General features: G+C 43.7%; 17 protein-coding genes, 2 tRNA genes, 1 other RNA gene and 1 pseudogene. 12 read left to right on the plus strand and 9 right to left on the minus strand.

The genetic code is table 11. The features are described 5' to 3' along the window. Window positions 1-57: 57 nt before the first annotated feature. Entirely contained in the window at window positions 58-1,533 is a 1,476-nt protein-coding gene (gene trpE / locus MJ764_RS09940) for an anthranilate synthase component I (protein ID WP_239326614.1), read from the minus strand. Window positions 1,534-1,885: 352 nt separating this feature from the next. After that, window positions 1,886-2,935: a recombinase RecA gene (gene recA, locus MJ764_RS09945; RefSeq protein WP_239326616.1), complete on the minus strand. Its 1,050-nt coding sequence runs from the start codon at window positions 2,933-2,935 to the stop codon at window positions 1,886-1,888. 430 nt (window positions 2,936-3,365) lie between these two features. On the opposite strand from recA, the pseudogene MJ764_RS09950 reads away from it, so the two are divergent. The 3 genes and pseudogenes from MJ764_RS09950 to MJ764_RS09960 form a co-directional block, all read left to right on the plus strand. After that, window positions 3,366-4,599, plus strand: a pseudogene (locus MJ764_RS09950) (DEAD/DEAH box helicase); the annotation flags it as partial. A gap of 286 nt (window positions 4,600-4,885) precedes the next feature. Then, window positions 4,886-4,983, plus strand: an RNA gene (gene ffs / locus MJ764_RS09955) — signal recognition particle sRNA small type. Window positions 4,984-5,112: 129 nt separating this feature from the next. Next, entirely contained in the window at window positions 5,113-5,829 is a 717-nt protein-coding gene (locus tag MJ764_RS09960; protein WP_239326620.1) for an SIMPL domain-containing protein, read from the plus strand. A gap of 98 nt (window positions 5,830-5,927) precedes the next feature. On the opposite strand, the gene MJ764_RS09965 is transcribed toward MJ764_RS09960, so the two are convergent. Further along, window positions 5,928-6,002 (minus strand) — tRNA-Glu (locus MJ764_RS09965). Window positions 6,003-6,009: 7 nt separating this feature from the next. After that, window positions 6,010-6,086: transfer RNA gene (locus MJ764_RS09970), tRNA-Arg, on the minus strand. Window positions 6,087-6,310: 224 nt separating this feature from the next. Here MJ764_RS09970 and MJ764_RS09975 point away from each other — a divergent pair. Next, entirely contained in the window at window positions 6,311-7,732 is a 1,422-nt protein-coding gene (locus MJ764_RS09975) for a 3'-5' exonuclease (RefSeq protein ID WP_239326622.1), read from the plus strand. A 74-nt stretch (window positions 7,733-7,806) separates the two neighbouring features. Here MJ764_RS09975 and MJ764_RS09980 read toward each other — a convergent pair whose 3' ends face one another. The 3 genes from MJ764_RS09980 to thiL all read right to left on the minus strand — a co-directional run bounded on the left by MJ764_RS09980 (window position 7,807) and on the right by thiL (window position 9,970). After that, a complete protein-coding gene (locus MJ764_RS09980; protein WP_239326624.1) occupies window positions 7,807-8,349 on the minus strand; it encodes a ZapG family protein in 543 nt (180 codons plus the stop codon). Window positions 8,350-8,499: 150 nt separating this feature from the next. Then, a complete protein-coding gene (locus MJ764_RS09985; RefSeq protein WP_239326648.1) occupies window positions 8,500-8,991 on the minus strand; it encodes a phosphatidylglycerophosphatase A family protein in 492 nt (163 codons plus the stop codon). Window positions 8,992-9,004: 13 nt separating this feature from the next. Continuing rightward, window positions 9,005-9,970: a thiamine-phosphate kinase gene (gene thiL, locus MJ764_RS09990; RefSeq protein ID WP_239326626.1), complete on the minus strand. Its 966-nt coding sequence runs from the start codon at window positions 9,968-9,970 to the stop codon at window positions 9,005-9,007. 195 nt (window positions 9,971-10,165) lie between these two features. Between thiL and MJ764_RS09995 the strand changes: the two genes are divergently transcribed. The 4 genes from MJ764_RS09995 to MJ764_RS10010 all read left to right on the plus strand — a co-directional run bounded on the left by MJ764_RS09995 (window position 10,166) and on the right by MJ764_RS10010 (window position 12,995). After that, entirely contained in the window at window positions 10,166-11,581 is a 1,416-nt protein-coding gene (locus MJ764_RS09995) for a pyridoxal phosphate-dependent decarboxylase family protein (RefSeq protein WP_239326628.1), read from the plus strand. A 292-nt stretch (window positions 11,582-11,873) separates the two neighbouring features. Continuing rightward, a complete protein-coding gene (locus MJ764_RS10000; RefSeq protein WP_239326630.1) occupies window positions 11,874-12,053 on the plus strand; it encodes a hypothetical protein in 180 nt (59 codons plus the stop codon). A 421-nt stretch (window positions 12,054-12,474) separates the two neighbouring features. Next, complete coding sequence (locus MJ764_RS10005) at window positions 12,475-12,672, plus strand: hypothetical protein (RefSeq protein ID WP_239326632.1); 198 nt, start codon at window positions 12,475-12,477, stop codon at window positions 12,670-12,672. Further along, the gene (locus MJ764_RS10010; protein ID WP_239326634.1) at window positions 12,660-12,995 is read left to right on the plus strand and encodes a hypothetical protein; all 336 of its coding nucleotides are present in this window, start codon (window positions 12,660-12,662) and stop codon (window positions 12,993-12,995) included. The genes MJ764_RS10005 and MJ764_RS10010 overlap by 13 nt, the downstream gene beginning before the upstream one ends. A gap of 131 nt (window positions 12,996-13,126) precedes the next feature. Here MJ764_RS10010 and MJ764_RS10015 read toward each other — a convergent pair whose 3' ends face one another. Together MJ764_RS10015 and cyaY are read right to left on the minus strand one after the other, a co-directional pair. Then, a complete protein-coding gene (locus MJ764_RS10015) occupies window positions 13,127-14,026 on the minus strand; it encodes a LysR family transcriptional regulator (protein WP_100090179.1) in 900 nt (299 codons plus the stop codon). 19 nt (window positions 14,027-14,045) lie between these two features. Then, a complete protein-coding gene (gene cyaY / locus MJ764_RS10020; RefSeq protein WP_239326636.1) occupies window positions 14,046-14,369 on the minus strand; it encodes an iron donor protein CyaY in 324 nt (107 codons plus the stop codon). Window positions 14,370-14,500: 131 nt separating this feature from the next. On the opposite strand from cyaY, the gene lptM reads away from it, so the two are divergent. From lptM to MJ764_RS10040, 4 genes are all read left to right on the plus strand, one after another. Next, window positions 14,501-14,671: an LPS translocon maturation chaperone LptM gene (gene lptM / locus MJ764_RS10025; RefSeq protein ID WP_239326638.1), complete on the plus strand. Its 171-nt coding sequence runs from the start codon at window positions 14,501-14,503 to the stop codon at window positions 14,669-14,671. Continuing rightward, on the plus strand, window positions 14,664-15,890 hold the full coding sequence (gene lysA, locus MJ764_RS10030) for a diaminopimelate decarboxylase (RefSeq protein ID WP_239326640.1): 1,227 nt from the start codon (window positions 14,664-14,666) through the stop codon (window positions 15,888-15,890). The genes lptM and lysA overlap by 8 nt, the downstream gene beginning before the upstream one ends. A 268-nt stretch (window positions 15,891-16,158) precedes the next feature. Next, window positions 16,159-17,361 carry an aminotransferase-like domain-containing protein gene (locus MJ764_RS10035; RefSeq protein ID WP_239326642.1) on the plus strand — a complete coding sequence of 401 codons (1,203 nt, stop codon included), beginning with the start codon at window positions 16,159-16,161 and terminating at the stop codon, window positions 17,359-17,361. A gap of 260 nt (window positions 17,362-17,621) precedes the next feature. After that, window positions 17,622-17,804 (plus strand): transposase (locus tag MJ764_RS10040; RefSeq protein WP_239326644.1); only part of this gene is annotated, 183 nt, incomplete at its 3' end.

The following is a 17,804-nucleotide window of genomic DNA, read 5'->3' on the forward strand; positions in this document are numbered from 1 at the left end:
TTCTATTAATTTGTATTAAAGTCTGGAATGTTCTGCGGCTATATAAAAATTTATATATTATTTATCCAGACCTTGTTGCACCATATGTGCTGCTCTGATAACGGCTCTGGCTTTATTCTGGGTTTCCTGCCACTCCAGTTCTTCATCGGAATCAAACACGATACCACCACCACTTTGTACATATAGGGTGTTATTTCGGATAACGCCGGTACGAATGGCAATACATAAATCCATATCACCGGAAAAACTTAGGTAGCCTACAGCTCCGCCATAGATGCCACGCTTATTTGGTTCAAGCTCTTCGATAATTTCTAAAGCCCGTACTTTTGGAGCACCTGAAAGCGTACCCGCCGGAAAGGTGGCTGCCAGTACGTCCAGATTAGACATGCCATCCTGTAATTCACCTTCTACATTGGACACCAGATGCATTACGTGGGAATAGCGTTCGATAATCATTTTATCGGTTACTTTTACCTGCCCTATTTTGCTGACGCGCCCGACATCATTACGGCCGAGATCGATTAACATTACGTGCTCGGCCACTTCTTTGGGGTCGTTGATCAGCTCTTGTGCCAAGGCCTGATCTTGTTCTGGTGTTTGGCCACGTGGTCGGGTTCCGGCTATCGGACGTACGGTTACGCTGTTTTGTTCGCGCCGCACTAGAATTTCCGGAGAAGAGCCGACAACATGAAAATCATCGAAGTGATAATAGAATAAATAAGGAGAGGGATTCAGGGTACGCAAAGCGCGGTACAGGCTGAGTGGATTATCATGAAATGGCATGCTCAGGCGCTGGCTGGGTACAACTTGCATGCAATCGCCATTAAGGATGTATTCACGTACTCGTTTAACATAGTTTTTGTATTGCTCTTCGCCGGTTTCAGCAATGGGCTCAGTTTGTTTGCTGCCAAGTGACAGCGGTAGTTGTACGCTCTGGCGCAGGGCGGTACGCAATTCATCCAGCCGTGCGCGTGCCTGCTGATAACCGTCTTTTTTACTGGTATCGGCATAAACAATCAGATAGATTTTTCCAGACAGATTATCGACCACAGCCAATTCTAATGAAAGCAGCAGAAAGATATCTGGCACACCGATGGGATTAGGTTTGTCCGCCTGTTTCAGGCGGTGAGCAATCTGCTCAAAATGATAGATGGTTTCATAACCGAAATAGCCTACCAGTCCACCGGTAAACCGGGGTAAGTCTGGGATATCGGGAGTTTTGTATCTGGCCTGAAATGCGTTAATAAATGCTAGCGGACTGCCCTGGTGTTTTTCAACTAGCTGCGCGTGCTGATAAACCTCGGTGGTTTTACCAGATATTTTTAAATAAGTATCACAGGGCAAGCCAATAAAGGAGTATCGTCCAAAACGCTCACCGTTGACTACAGACTCAAGCAGGTAGCTGAATGGTTTATTCGCTAGTTTCAGATAAAGCGATAAGGGCGTATCCATGTCTGCCAGTACTTCTTGTACTAAGGGGATATGGGTATAGCCGGCGGCAGTTTGCTGCTGGTATTCAGCTAAGGTAATCATGATTTTTACTTGGTCTGTATATTTATATGCTGCTTTGGGTATGGAATTTCTGAATTGCTGTTTTTTCTGATTTATATCATATTTATATCATAGCGTAATTTTGGGTTAAAAGCATTTTTTGCCTGAATAGGAAATCTTAATGTATGGCATTAGGCAATATAGATTTTAGTGCTTGTAACGGATATATTTATATTCTGAATTCCGATACGGTAGGAGTTTTGCCGGTGAGATTTCAGGTTATGCACAAGTTTATTTTTTATATGGTTAATTATGTGCTGTAGCTAAGTTAATACAAAAATCGCTTTGGCTGGATATTAAAAGCTGCCTGTGTATAGGCAGCTTTTTTATTAATTTACTCTTCAGCAGGCGCTTCGCCGTCAGTTTCATCCAGTTGCCCTTCGGTATTCTGGGCAGAGATGCCAACTTTGTTGCGAATTTTAAGGTTAATTTCATTGGCAATTTCGGGATTATCTTTGAGCCATTGGCGCACATTGTCTTTACCCTGACCAATTTTGCTGCCATTGTAGCTATACCAAGCTCCGGCTTTTTCTACAATCCCCATTTTCACACCGATATCAATCAGTTCGCCTTCCCAGCTTATGCCCTCGCCGTACAGGATATCAAATTCGGCCTGTTTGAACGGTGGGGCAACTTTGTTTTTGATAACTTTGACGCGGGTTTCGTTACCGAGAGCATCATCTCCTTTTTTTATCTGACCAATCTTGCGGATGTCCAGACGTACGGATGAGTAGAATTTGAGGGCGTTACCACCAGTAGTCGTCTCGGGATTGCCAAACATTACACCAATTTTCATACGAATCTGGTTAATAAAGATAACCAGTGTATTGGTTTTTTTGATGTTGCCGGTCAGTTTGCGCAACGCCTGACTCATCAGACGTGCCTGTAAACCCACATGGCTGTCTCCCATTTCGCCTTCGATTTCAGCTTTGGGTACCAGTGCTGCCACGGAATCAACTACCAGCATATCTACCCCGCCACTGCGTACCAGCATGTCGCAGATTTCCAGTGCCTGTTCGCCGGTATCAGGCTGCGATACCAGAAGTTCCTCGACTTTTACACCCAGCTTGCGTGCATAGATGGGGTCAAAGGCATTTTCAGCATCGATAAAGGCACATACGCCACCACCCTTTTGACATTGGGCAATAGCTTCCAGACATAAGGTGGTTTTACCGGAAGATTCGGGGCCATAAATTTCTACGATACGGCCACGGGGTAAACCACCTACGCCCAGAGCCAAGTCCAGCCCGAGTGAACCTGTAGAGATGACTTCAAGGTTTTCGTCGGTATGGCTACCATCCATTTTCATGATGGAACCTTTACCAAAACTTTTTTCTATCTGCGCCAGTGCCGCAGTCAGTGCTTTACTTTTTTCATCAGACATGATGCTATGCTCGCTTGCTATGTAATTAACTTTAATAAATCAATTATCGCATAAGCCTATGGTCAGGTGTTTAGCAAAAGTTTAGTTATGCTATCTATTTGAATTTTACAATTTTCTTGCCTGCCAGTGAGGGAGTAAATGCCCGTCTGTGGCTGGATATGGATGACTGTAATTATTTCTTGCGGATGATTATTTTACGAATTTTTATTTATTTTTAGGTAGATAGTTGTCAGGTTTATAACGGGTTGATAAAGATGATACACTATTGGTTTACATAAGTGACTATATTGTTGCTATGACCATAACATGATGGTTTGATACCCAATGTTATGTGTTCTTCTTAAAAATGTTGACGTTTAAACAGTCATCAATTCTATCGAATTCGTAACAGTTGCATGTCATTGTAGGCAGCAACTGGAGGTTGTCTAATATGAATGCTTTTGCCAATCTGGGTTTATCTCAGGAAATCGTCTCTGCGCTGACAGATCAGGGCTATCAGGAACCGACACCGATTCAGCATGCAGCTATTCCGAAAGCTTTGGCGGGTATGGATTTACTTGCTGCGGCGCAAACTGGTACAGGAAAAACTGCTGCCTTTATGTTGCCCAGTCTGGAAAGGCTGAAACGTTATGCTAACAGCAGTACTTCACCGGCTATGCATCCGGTGCGTATGCTGGTATTGACGCCAACACGTGAGCTGGCTGACCAGATTGACCAGAATGTACAGGGTTATCTGAAAAATCTGTCTTTACGCCAGACAGTATTGTTCGGCGGTATGAATATGGAACTTCAGAAGCAGGATTTGCGTCAGGGCTGTGAGATTGTTATTGCGACGGTAGGGCGTCTGCTTGACCATGTACAACAAAAGAATATCCAGCTAAATAAGGTGGAGATTGTGGTTCTGGATGAAGCCGACCGTATGCTGGATATGGGCTTTATTGATGATATCCGCAAAATCATGCAAATGCTGCCACCACAACGTCAAACGCTGCTGTTTTCAGCAACTTTTGCGCCGGCAATTCAGCGATTGGCTCAGGATTTTATGTGTAATCCGGAAAAAATTCAGGTGGCAGCACAAAATACGACTTCGGCCAATGTGGAACAGCATATTATTGCTCTGGATAGCGGGCGCAAGCGTTCATTGTTACAGCGACTGATTAGCGACCTGAACATGAATCAGGTAATTGTGTTTTGCAATACCAAGCAAAGTGTCGATCAGGTTAATCGGGAATTAAACCGTCGTGGTATCAGTGCTCAGGCAATTCACGGTGATAAATCACAGCAAACCCGTCTGGAAACGCTGGCACAGTTTAAGGAAGGCAGTCTGCGTGTTCTGGTTGCCACTGATGTAGCAGCACGTGGTCTGGATATAGCCGAGCTTCCATTTGTGATCAATTATGAACTGCCACTGAATGCAGAAGATTATGTACACCGTATTGGTCGTACTGGCCGGGCTGGTGCTGAAGGTGTGGCCATTTCACTGATGGATGAGCAGGAACAGAAAGTATTTAATGCCATTAAGGATTTAACCGGAAATGAATTGCTGATTGAGCGGATTGAGGGTTTTGAACCACATTGGTGGGAACAGACACCAGCAGAAAATAAAGCCTCACAGGCTTCATCAGTTAAGGTTGAGCGTGAAGCACCGCGTCAACGTGAACGTGTAGCCAAACCTAATCTGAATAACACCAATAAAGTACAGGACAATAAGGAAGTCGTGGTTCCCTGCCAGCAGATTCCGGGACGTGCGCGCCGCTTTAGTCGCCACAATCAGCCGCAATGCGCCTTGCTACAGCCAAATTATGGCGCACGTAAAACTAAAATCCGTATTTAGTTATAGTATATAGTTCTTTGAAATAATTATATTTTTACTAGCAAGATTTTTTATTCATCAATAAATTGCGAAAAAATTTGGGAATTAATACAACTATCGGTATAATACGCTGCTGTGGCGGGTCTCCTCGCATGGTTATTTAGGACAACGGGTCAGGTGCGGAAGCAAGCAGCCCATCTTAAAGCGACCAGTGCCGGGGGTTTGGCTCGCCACCCTCATCCCAGACTTTCTTGTTTTTCTGTCTTCTGTTGTTCATATTTTCCCTTGTCTATCAATTAATTGTTGTATTCATACTAAGGCTTTGCTAATCTGTTTTAATCAGATTGCGACCAGAGTTTACCCAATGAATATACGCCTTTTCTCATATGTGATTTCTATATTGCTGTCTGTCAGTTCTTTTAGTTGTCTGGCAGAAGGATTGAATTATGGCATCGTTGAGTTAAGCGCACAGGCTACGCAAACTGTTGCTCGTGATGAAATGGTGCTGGTGTTAAAAATTCAGCAACAGGGAAGCAATAGGCAGCAAATCAGCAATACTGTTACCACACGCCTGAATCAGGTTCTAGCTGCGGCACGCCGGCATGATGATTTTAATACAACGCAATTGACACGCACGGTTGAACCGAAATTTGACTATCAGAAAGATAAACGTGTGGATAATGGCTGGCAGGACAGTGCGCTGCTACAGGTTAAAAGCACAAATTTATCTGCACTGAACAAGTTTGCTGCTGATGTACAGAATCAGGCTGCCATTGTCGCTATTAATTATCAGGTTGCGGATACTACGCTGCAAAACTATGAAACCAAACTAACGCGGCAGGCTATTGCACGTTTTCAGCAACGTGCAGTGCAAATTGCTCACGAACTGGGCGGACATGACTACAAAGTGGTGAGTATGAGTTTAGGCAGCAGTCAGGATGCGCAGAATTATGGTGCTTATGCGGCGCCGGTGATGTTAAGTCGTGCAGCAGACTCTGCTCCAGTTCAGGATATTGCCGCGGGTGAAACACAGTTAACGTTAAGCATTAATGGCAAGATTCAGGTAACAGGATTACCGTGATGAGATTCTGCAATCAGCTTAAATTTGATATTGCGCTGAAACCAATCAGGAGATAAAAGAAAAAGCCAGTTCTGCTGAACTGGCTTTTTCTTATTTACTGGCACGCCCACGGGGAATCGAACCCCGGTTACCGCCGTGAAAGGGCGATGTCCTAACCGCTAGACGATGGGCGCGGAAATCTGGTGCACCCGGAGCGATTCGAACGCCCGACCCTCTGGTTCGTAGCCAGATACTCTATCCAACTGAGCTACGGGTGCGTGAAAGATGTGCAGTATAGGTAACATTGGCATCGCTGTCAATACCAGTCATATCCAAAAGATGGCAATAATAAGCAATATATTGTTTTAGCAATAAATAATTTTGGCATTAATCTATCTGACCAGATACCTAAATTTTTGCCAATATTACTGCATGGTATATTCACTGTATAGCAAGACATTTTGGTATAAAATGGCGATTCTTTTGCGTTTTTGTTTGCGTCATGAGTATTGTTGCTAATAATGACGCCGCTGCATTTGCCGAGCTGGCAGCGGTTTTGTTTACGCTGCCCTTGCCTGTTGCCATTGTTGATCTTGAAACTACTGGTGGCCACTTTGAGCACGACCGAATTACCGAAATTGCTATTGTGCGCTTTCACCATGGGAATATCAGTCGTCATCAGTGGCTGCTTAATCCGCAACAACCCATTAGCGATTTTATTACTCAGTTAACTGGCATCAGCAATGAAATGGTGCAAAATGCACCTAATTTTGCTGATATTGCCGGAGAACTGTTGCCATTGCTACGTGGGCACTTGCTGGTAGCTCATAATAGTCGCTTTGATTATACTTTTCTGCGCCATGCTTTTGCACGCTGCCATATTAGTTTTGCTGCACCAACTCTGGATACTGTACCCTTTTCACGCAAATTATATCCACAATACTTTAAACATAATCTGGATAGCATTATTGAGCGTTTTGCGATTAGTATTGCCGCTATCGAACGTCATCGCGCAATGGGAGATGTACTGGCACTGACCGCGTTTCTGCAATGCAGTTTACATGACAAGACTGCTCCTGTTTGGCTGGCACAATGGCATGCACTGATTAAACCGGGCTATTTGCCGGCATGGCTCAAACCCGAATTACGCCAACATTTATATGCTTTACCAGACAGCCCGGGTTTGATTCTGTGGCAACAAGCGCGACATGAGGCAACAGTAATGATGGTACAGGAACGCGCATTTACTGATACCTGCACGCTATTACAGGATAAAAATGTGCAAAGACAATGGCAACAAATCTGTGCTATTGATTTTGTTCCGGCTAACAGCATTTTGCATGCCTTATGGCTGCAAGGTCATTATCAATTGCAACAACAAGCACAACCATATTCTGATGCAACGGTTACACCAGCCAAATGGTATACAGTTTCTTTTGTTGCCAACCATCATGGTCAGCTACAGGCTCGGATTATTACGCTCAGGAAGGGTATTCTGGCACAACCTCCTTATGGGTTATTTATGCATCCGCGTGCCGCCAAGCGGGCGCTGGCCGACTGGGCACGCCGTTATGGCTTATGTCCGGCAGTGCTGGATATCACACCCCAGAGTCTTGGCCGCAATGAACCCTGCCCGAATCAGGCAGCGGGAATATGTGATGGCAACTGTCGGCTGGATGCAGCGACGCAGAAACAGAATGAGCTGGTATTACAATATGCGCCGTTATTACCTGTTTGTGACTGGGGCAAATGGCATCAGTTGCAGCTTACTGAAATCGAAGCAGCAACAGCAACAGAAGTAGTCTTAGAAGCACAGGCCGGCTGTATACGACTGGATGAACAACACTGGTACTTCCATCCCCTTTTACCAAAGCTATTGAAGCAGCGGCTGAAAAAACCGGCCAATATCGTATTTGTGCGTTGAGGGTGATAAAAATATCAGGCTGTGACAATAATACCGTCACAGCCTGCTAGGGATAACACCTGAAGAAACGGTGCTCAGGATTTACTCTGCTGTAAATCCTCGCCTTTGGTTGCCATTACATTATCATGTGCTACATGCTTGGGTTGAGTAAGCTGTTCATGTGCATGTCCAACATTTGGTCCAATGCGGTCTGGCACCTGATCCGGCATACCATTAATCGGTATGACCGCGGCTTCAGTGACATCAGTATAAGGTACAGACGAATCATCGGTTTGTGGATTTTTGTTATCAGACTGCGTCATAAATGCCAGAGTAACGCTTTTGTTGCCACGTTTCTGCAACTGCTCCTGCATGGCTGTTTTGTCCATTAACTGCTGTGCATCAACGTTCAGTTGCTGTAATACTTTCAGGTAACTGCGATTCAATTCATCTATAGCACCGGCAGTATCAATAAAATGTTTGTCTACCTGCTGGCGATAGTTATCAAAACTGGCTTTCACTGTCTGATACTGCTGGCGCTGTTTACCGCCACGCAAAAGTAACCACATCAAACCAAGTCCAAGCAACAGTCCGATTACTGCAGCAATTGACACATATAACCAAAGCTGACTATTCATGCTGTTTTCCTTTTCCCAATCAATATTTCATTTATTATCATCAACGGCTATGACTATAACAGCCGTAGCTAAAGCATAGCATATCTTAATTCTAACTGCTTACTGACTAAAGATTTAGCTGTTTAAGCTGTTTTCAACACTCCTGCCTGATTAAACCAGCAGATATACAGCCAGCAATAACACCAGCAGGCTAAACAGAGCTGCAATCAAATCGTCCAGCATAATACCAAAACCGCCGTGGATACGCGCATCAAACCAGCGGATAGGCCAAGGTTTCACTGCATCAAAGAACCGGAAAACCGCAAAGCCAGCAAGCCACCACATCCAATTCGTTGGTATACAGAATAAAATCAGCATCATAGCGGCAATCTCGTCCCAGACAATGCCGCCATAGTCCTGCCGGTGTAATGCTTTTTCGGTGTAATCACAAATAAAAATACCCACCAGAAACAAAAGCACTGCCAATACAATGTTGTACCAGAAAGGTAAATCCAGCAGCAGCCAGCATGCCGCCAGTGGAATGGCCGGCAATGTGCCGAATGTACCAGGTGCTTTCGGTGCCAGCCCTGTACCAAAGCCAAAGCCCAGCCAGCAGACAGGATGCTTACATAGCCAACGCCATGTAGGCGTAACTGGTGTCATTGTTGTTTCTGTATTAGCCAAAATGATCAAATCCTTGTTGCTGTAGTTGTATCACGTTACCGGCATGATCATGTAAATGCAATTGAGCGCCTGCGGTAATAACACCGATGCGGGTTACAGGCGTGCTGGTTCTCTCGGCAGCGACTATGATTGCCTCACGTTGCGCTGGTGCGGCAGTAAACACCAGCTCATAATCGTCACCACCGGCCAACAGCCAATATCTAAGCTGCGCCGGGGTGAGTGCTGGTTGCTGTTGTAACGCTGTCAGCGTAGGAATTAAATCTGCATTAATTTCTGCGCCAACTTTACTGGCTTTAAGAATATGGCCGATATCTTGCGCCAGACCATCAGATATATCCTGTGCTGCATGTGCCAGAGACAATAGTTCCTGTCCCAAAGCTACACGCGGTTCTGGGCGCAGTCTTCTCTCTTCGCACTGGGCAAATACCGTTGCAGGTAAGGTAGCTTTATTCCAGTGCATATCCAGAGCAGCCGCAGCCAGTCCAAGCAGACCAGACACCCAGATATCATCACCCACCTGTGCTGCATCGCGCCGTAAGGCCTGCTGGCATGGGGTTTCGCCAATAATATTAACATTAAATACCCAGTTGCCTTTGGTGGTATCGCCACCAATCAGTGTTACACCAAAACGTGCGGCAAGTGCAAACAAAGCATCACAAAACGCTGCTAACCAATCTTTATTTAGTTCAGGCAACGCCACACTGAGCAAAGCCCAGCGTGGACTGGCACCCATGGCTGCCATATCCGACAAATTGACAGCCAGTACCTTATGCGCCAGATCTGCTGGTGCAACATCAGGGAAAAAATGTGTTCCGCCTATCAGCATATCAGTACTGAAATGCAAATCATAGCCACTACGAGGCCGTATGATAGCTGCATCATCACCAATACCCAGAATAAGTTGCTTATCCTGCTGCTGACGATGTAGGTATTGACGAATAAAATCAAATTCATTCACGATAGACAGGCTTTAGAATACAAATCAGATTTTAATTTTAAGGTGTCTGCTTGAATCTTTCCAGAAAAGTCTATTACTATGACCAAGCAGATTTATATGGTTTTATGCAAAGACATTATCGGTTAGGTTTTAAATTGCTTCAATAATTAAAAAGTTAGCCAATCGCTGCACAACAAATTTATATATTTGAGAAATATGAATAAAATTTTAAAAAACGACTTAACTACCATCCATGAGCTGTTAGAAAATACTTTTAATCAATCTATCGATTTTCTAAACAACCTCGACAGTATTCCAACATGTTGTCGATTAATTCAGCCACATCAATATAGTTTGCAGCAATTAGACCTACCCAGCCAAGGCCATGGCGGACTAGAGGCCTTAAATCAATTTAATACTCAGTTTAAAGAGCTTATTGTCGCTTCCAGCGGCCCCAGATATTGGGGTTTTGTTACCGGTGGCAGCACACCAGCGGCCATAATGGGCGATATTCTGGCCACTATTTACGATCAGAATACTCAGGCTATCAATGGCGAGGGTGATGTATCTGCCCGTATTGAAACTCAGACAATTGATTTACTACTGGATTTATTCAATCTACCAAGAACATTTACCGGCGGATTTGTCACCGGTACGACCATGGCAAATTTTTCTGCGCTGGCAGTGGCCAGACAATGGTTTGGCACGCAGCTTGAGCAGGATATTGCTGCTGATGGTCTGACAAATCTCTCCCTGCCAGTTATCTCGGCTACACCTCATTCATCCGTATTAAAATCATTGGCAATGCTCGGTTTAGGCAGAAATAAGCTGATTACCATTCCTACTCTTTCAAATCAGCGCGAAGCCATTGATGTAGCCAAATTAAAACTATTTATTAAAGATAATTTCAAGCATCAACCATTTATTCTGGTTTTAAATGCGGGCACAGCTAATACCGCTGACTTTGATACTATTGCGGAAGTTATGGAATTGAAACACACCTATAATTGCTGGATTCATATTGATGCAGCCTTTGGTGCATTTGCTGCCTGCTCTTCACAATATCAGCATTTACTCAATGGCTGGGAAATGGCCGATAGCATTGCCATAGATTGTCATAAATGGTTAAACGTACCTTACGAAAACGCCTGCTTTTTCACGCGAAAGGAACATTTCAAATTACAGTTTAATCAGTTTAAAAATAGCAACGTTCCTTATCTGGAAAATCAACTGGAAAATTTTAATTTCATGAATATTTTGCCAGAAAATTCCAGAAGACTAAAAGCGTTACCGGTGTTATTCAGCCTGTTGGCCTATGGTAGAGAAGGGTATCGGTATATTGTGGATAACTCTATTGAGCTGGCACACGCATTTGGCAACTATATACGTGAAAGCCGTTATTTTGAATTATTGGCTGAGGTACGTTTAAATATTGTCTGCTTCAAAGTTACCGCGGCATGTGATACCGCTGAATTTCTGCAAAAATTAAATAAAACTGGCCTTGTATTTATGACACCAACCACTTTTAATCATGAAAAAGGCATACGTGCGGCATTTGTGAACTGGCGTACTACCGCAGAGGATATAAAGTTGGTGTGCTCAGCATGTGAAACTCTTGTTAATACTAAATAATATTTAGGCATAAAATATAGTTTTTTATAATTTGTATTAGTTTAAATAAACAACCAAACCAACCATCATTAAAGAGAGCTAAAAAGCCAGAATAATTCAATGCTCATCCATTCTGATATTTTCTATTTAAAGCACTATATCAGCTATGCATAATATTCTTATTCTGGGGGTCAGATTACCTGCCAGTCTGCCATGTACATACCTGCTGGCCAAGGCAGACCATCGGGTACATATGGCTGAAAGATGAGGCTACGCATTAAGCCGTTTTAGCAGATATACATGCACTTATCCCATGCCCCCACCCAAACAGCAGGCTAAACAGTGGCGGCAACAACTGATACAATTGCTGGTACGCCAGAAAATTGATACTGTCATTCCAAATTACGAAATAGCGTTTTATCTGGCTTCTGCCAATGCGCTTATTCACCAGCTTCACCCCTGCCAGCTCTTTACTAGTCCTACTCACTATTAACGCAACTGCATCACAAAGGCTTTTTTACCCAGCTTACGCAAAACTAGGCCGGCTGCTGCTCCCGAAACGTTTTTGCGAACTAATCAAACCGAGTTTGCCGCATTTTTTAACTGCTAAGCACTGGGGTTTAAACTGGTGTATTCGTGCTTTGCCACCCGTACCCTGACCTGCCCACTGACTATTGAATACAGCTAAATCCGTGCAACCCGACAACAACCTTGGGTGGCACAGCAATATATACAAGGGGAAGAATATTATAGCTACAGCATCATCCGACATGGTCAGCTCGTTGCCCATAGCTGCTACCACCCAAAATACCGCGTCGGCTCAGGCATTTATTTTGATTCGGTACACAAAATAAAAATTCGCCAGTTCGTTTAACATTTTGCTGCATAAACCCACTATCATGGTCAGGTAGAATTTGATTACATCGAAGATTCAGCAGGCAGAATATACGTGCTTGCATGTAATTCACCCGCCAGTCCGCAGTATTCACTTTCTAAAGCAGATACCCCAAACAGCACAAACAACCATTGCGCACGCAGCCATACAGGCAGATACCGATTTACCGAAAAGCCAGCTCGAGCTGGAGCGTCGGCAACCGGTATGCATAATGTAACCACTGGTTTTATCAAGTTTTACAGTCTGCGTCCCGTGAATTATCAATTAAACAATTTTGCCGCTTATCCGGCTACAGAACACTTCGCCTCCAAACCTCCGTTAAGCGCCTTTGTTGGCATTGTCCGGCATGGTAATGTTGGTACTTCGCTATTTGGATATAACCTTGAGCGTCCGCTCAAAAAAAGACTGTATCGTCGCCTGACGTTAAAAAATTTCTTTAGCAGCAGAATTGCATCTGGGTACGTACACTGTAGTGGCAGTATCGGGAATTTTAAAGCATTACGTAAGGCGCAATCGCATGTGGGATATGCAGCTTTGTAGATGCAACATTTACCGGCCTATCGTCAGGCAATATTTAAAGCACTAGCCAAAACCATTGATATCTTGAGCACTCCTTATACCGCCCAAAATGAGTTATAGCACTTAACAGCAATGTCTATATTATTTTGACATTAAGGCAATAGCCCACTGAGTTCACCAAGAAACCAGTTCACCCGCGGATCTGGTGTCGGACGAGTTAGTGCAAAATAATTCACAATGTTGGTTGCCTGCTGAGTCAGCAAAGGTACCAGTACACCGCTGCGCACATAAGGCTCGGCCACTTCTTCCGATAACAGGCCAAGATGACTGCCGGCCAGAATAAACAGCAGCGTCGCCTGCTGCTTATGTGCCACTGCGGTTGTATTACCGTTCAACAAAGCATTTCCTTCTTGTTGACGGGCATAAGTGCGTTTTACCCATTGATAGTCTTCAGCCAGTAAATTCAGGGTTAAATCTTTAACCTTAGCTGCCGGATGTGAAGCATGACAATAAATATACTCACGTTCCTCAAATACCAACTGATACTGTAGATTTTTCAGCAAGCTGTAATAATAGCCAATACCAAAGTCCATCTGATTATTGGCAATGGCAATTTCAATATCCTGTGGTGCACAGATATCTATCGACAGCCGTAATTCCGGATAATGCTGATAGGCACTGGCAATAACCTGATTGAGAACACGTTGAAAATCCGTTGAGAGATACTCAACCAGTCCAATGCGCAACGTACCAGATAATACCGAACGATGCCATTTAATATTCTGCACTTCACGGTGAAATTCATTAGTGGCCTGTAACAATAAAGTACAGGCTTCGTATAGCTGATGGCCTGCCTTAGTCAAGGCAAAACCAGAACGACCACGTCGGCACAGAATCACCCCCAGACTTTCCTCAAGATGAGCCAGATGAGTGCTGATGGCCGATTGCGACATATTCAGCCGCTTTTGTGCCGCAGTCACACCCTGACATTCCACAATAGCCACAAAAGCCTGTAATGCTTTTAAATCATGTTTAATCAAGGTGTGTAACATAATCTCCCCTTAGCAAAAATCAGTTTAATACCGGAATTTGTACCTCATCACCACAGGCAGCAGATAATACCTGACTCAATACCGCAAAAAACTCACTGCCGTCCCGTGCTGACAGCCATTGCCCATGCTGACAGGCAAAATGATAGCCACCACTTTTCGCTGCTATCCATAATTCCTGAGTGGCAGCGTGACGGTTAACAATAATCTGCTCTCCACTATCTGCCTCTATCGTGAGCACATTACCACTGGCTTCACAATCCAGATTCCAACCACCAGCATCGATACGCTCTTCAACGTGGCCAAACAGATCATCGCTATACTGTAAAAATTCACTTTCGGTCATTTTGCTTACCGTAACTCTACAATTTATTACATTCAAACTGTTATCTTGCCATATAATATGTCTAAATCCTAGTTTTATCCGCTATGGCAGTCTCACTATACCTGCCATTTACACCATAGAGAGCCAGATTAATGCTTCGTTTTTTATTTTTAGGTGTACTTGCAGCCAGCATCCTGTCTGCCTGTGGTTATAAAGGTGACCTGTATCTGCCCAAGGAAGGCGATAAAGCCAAATATGGCGTAGTACAAACCGGCCTGACTATCGACCCAATTGACCAGAAAAATCTACCCCAACATGATTGATTCTCTCAAATGTGAACAAATACCCTATTCTGCGCTAGCCGCTGAATATGGCACGCCACTCTACGTTTACAGCCAGCAGGCAATGACTGCTGCCCTCAACCAGTATCAGCAAGCTTTTGCCTCTTTACAGCCGCTGATATGTTATGCGGTCAAGGCTAACAGCAATTTATCCATTCTGCGCTACTTCGCTCAGCTTGGGTGTGGTTTCGACATTGTTTCCGCTGGGGAACTGCAACGAGTGTTACGCGCAGGTGGTGATGCGAGCAAAACCATCTTTTCCGGCGTAGGTAAAAGTAAAGCTGAAATTGAATTTGCCCTGAATAACAATATTCGCTGTTTTAACGTTGAATCGCTGGCTGAACTGGAGCGCATTAATACTATTGCAGCCAATCTAGATAAAATTGCACCGATATCATTACGTATTAATCCAGACGTCAACGCTCATACCCATCCGTATATTTCTACCGGATTAAAAGCAAATAAATTTGGCATTGCCTATCAGGATGCCTTAGCCGCCTATCAACAGGCCTCCACACTGCCTCATTTAAAAATTACTGGAATTGACTGCCATATCGGTTCACAGCTAACCGATTTATCCCCATTAATTGAAGCACTGGAACGCATGTTGCTGCTGGTAGACAAACTGGCCGAACAAAATATTGAGTTAGAACACATTGATTTAGGTGGCGGCGTAGGTATTGTTTATCAGAACGAAAATGTGCCGGATTTAACTGCCTATGCAACAGCAGTCAGCCAATTACTATCCGGACGCAAGTTGCAGTTAATGCTGGAACCCGGGCGCAGCCTGATAGGTAATGCCGGTGGATTGCTCACCACAGTTGAATACATCAAGCACGGTGAAGAAAAGAACTTTGTTATTGTCGATGCAGCCATGAATGATTTGATGCGTCCTTCGTTGTATCAGGCCTATCACAACATTCTTAATACCTGTCCGACAACAGCAGATGAATTTGTTGCTGATGTAGTGGGGCCAATCTGTGAAACCGGTGATTTTCTGGCCAAAGACCGTACTATTGCGGCAAAAGCTGGCGATTTATTATTGATTCAAAGTGCCGGTGCTTATGCTTCCAGTATGGCCAGCAATTACAATACCCGCTGCCGTGCCGCCGAAGTATTGGTTAATGGTACAGAACATCACCTGATTCGCCAACGCGAAACTGTACCCGATCTGCTGGCTAGCGAAACAGCCTGCCTGTAAATACTTGTCTGATTAGCTCAAATGCACAACAATATGTAGCGTATTTGCCTAAATTTTTGCCGATACGCTACTTTTTCTCTGTTTAGCTTCATAATCAAATTTCCCACCCATTACAAATATTGCTGTTGATAGGATATCTTACAGCAATGCAGACCATTTGACGCCTTCTTATCCTAACTATTGTTAATATTCACCATTTAAATAATTATAAATAACAGCTAAACTTAAACACTAGAATAAACATATCATCATTTAAGAAAGTTAATTTATGCACTGGAAATATTCCCGTCGTGTGCAGACTTCAAAAAGCTCAACCATCCGAGAAATCCTGAAAGTCACCGAACAAGCTGATATGATTTCATTTGCTGGTGGCCTGCCGGCACCAGATGCATTCCCACTAGCAGAAATTCAGACAGCCGTTAATACTGTATTGGAGAGCAATGACATCTACGGCGCTCTGCAATATGGACCAACCGAAGGCTATGCCCCACTACGTCAATGGATCGCCAATTATTTGTCTAACCGTGATGAAATCTCAATCAGCGCAGACGAGATTCTGATTGTGACTGGTTCACAGCAGGCACTTGATCTAATCGGTAAAGCTTTAATTGATGTCAACGATAAAGTACTGGTCGAAACACCAACTTATCTGGGTTCATTACAATCTTTTAATCAGTACGGTCCAGAGTATGTAGCCATTGCCAGTGATAATGAAGGCTTAATTCCTGAATCTATCAATGATGAAGTGGCAAGCTCGGCGAAGTTCCTATACTGCATTCCCAATTTCCAGAACCCTACCGGACGGCGTTTGCCCGTACAGCGGCGGCAGGCTTTAGCAGCAAAAGCAAAACAGAACGGCTTAGTACTGATTGAAGATGACCCTTATGGCGATCTGGATTATCAAGGCCAGCGACTGCCCGGTCTGTATACTTTGGCACCAGAAAATACTGTCTATTTAGGTTCATTCTCAAAAATTTTAACCCCGGGTTTGCGTTTGGGTTATGTAGTTGCTAACAAACAATTTATCGGCAAATTGGTACAATTGAAGCAGGCTTCAGATTTACATACACCTAGCCTGACACAATACATTGCTTATCAGATTTTGAGCAAAAACAATTTTCTCAGCTATCACATTCCGAGAATCCGTCAACTTTACAGCACACGCTGTCAGTATATGTTGCAGTCATTAGCACAATATATGCCTAAAGAAGTTAGCTGGAATCAACCTGAAGGCGGTATGTTCATCTGGGTTGAATTACCAGAAAACATCAATGCTACTGAATTGCTAAGCGAGGCCATCAACCAAAAAGTAGTATTCGTCCCTGGTGAAACTTTCTTTGCTTATACTGAAAAAAATAATTGCTTGCGGCTGGCTTTTGTTACCGTTCCGGAAGAAAAAATTAACAAAGGAATTAAAAAACTGGCAGATATCATTAAGCATCGAATGCATCTTCAGCGAGTAAAATTGTGAAGATTTGAATAGAACGATATTAAACTTGTTCATATACCGGCCAATACCTGATTAGTATTGGCCTTTTTGTTTAAATATATCCAATTACTTATCGCTGATTTAAGCGTGACCAATCGGGAAAATTCGGACGATTTACCCTTAAAAACATTAGTTTATCATTAAGATAGATTAAAACAGTCTGGTCATTCTGTAACTACCCCCTAAAATAGTACAGCTCCGAAGTAGAAAATTCTCTTCATTAACCAACAGAGGATTTAAACATGAAAAAGATGACTGAACATCAGATCGTATCTATTTTAAAAGAAGCTGAAGCCGGTATTCCTGTCAAAGAGCTTTGCCGTAAATATGGCATCGGCAATTCGACTTTTTATAAATGGCGGGAAAAATACGGTGGTATGGAAACCTCCGATATCAAACGTTTAAAGGAGCTGGAGGCTGAAAAC

Origin of the sequence: Snodgrassella gandavensis (genome assembly GCF_914768025.1) — a bacterium.
Lineage (GTDB): Bacteria > Pseudomonadota > Gammaproteobacteria > Burkholderiales > Neisseriaceae > Snodgrassella > Snodgrassella gandavensis.